The organism is Fictibacillus sp. NRS-1165 (assembly GCF_050468105.1).
In the GTDB taxonomy this organism is placed as follows: Bacteria; Bacillota; Bacilli; order Bacillales; family Fictibacillaceae; genus Fictibacillus_C; species Fictibacillus_C terrinigri.
The window spans coordinates 1-583 of the sequence record NZ_JBDPNU010000109.1 but is presented as its reverse complement, the minus strand read 5'-3'; the positions used below and the strand labels follow the sequence as shown (position 1 = coordinate 583).

The window sequence follows — 583 nt, the reverse complement described above, 5'->3', positions numbered from 1 at the left end:
TCTTTTGGATGGTTTCTTTTTCGTTACTGTATTTGTCAGGACGATTCATTCGCTTTGCCCAATAGTAATAAGTGCTGCGAGGAATACCTGCGATTTTTACAAGGTCAATCACCTTGAATTGATGCCTTAACTCATGGATTACTTGCGACTTGATTTGTTCTGTCGCTTTTCCTTTTCTTGAATTAAGGCTTGTAACTTTTTTAAGTAGGCATTCTCCATTCGCAAACGCTCGTTTTCTTTGCGTAGTGCTTCTTCTGATCCTTCTATTGGCTTTTGTTTTTTCGATTTCTTCATAGGTGGACGCCCCCTTTTTTTAGCTCGGAGAGCGTCGACTCCACCTGTGTCAAATAAACGTTTCCAATTCCATACGGTGGAAACCGAAGGGATATTGAAAACGGAAGAAGTCTCGAAAGTGGACGCTCCTGTATCGTTCATAAAGTGAAGTACGTCCATTTTAAACTCGATTGGATAGTTTGTATATGACTTTTGAAAACCTTCCAGACCATGAATACGATATTTAGCTACCCATTCCTTTAATGAAGTACTGTCTACTCCATAACGTTTTGCCGTATCTTTGTAAGAT

1 protein-coding gene is annotated in these 583 nt (G+C 39.5%); it reads right to left on the bottom strand.

The window, feature by feature from the left end; genetic code table 11:
• Window positions 1-138 precede the first annotated feature (138 nt).
• A partial coding sequence (locus ABHN01_RS24655; RefSeq protein WP_429877737.1) for a helix-turn-helix domain-containing protein occupies window positions 139-583 on the bottom strand: 445 nt, incomplete at its 5' end.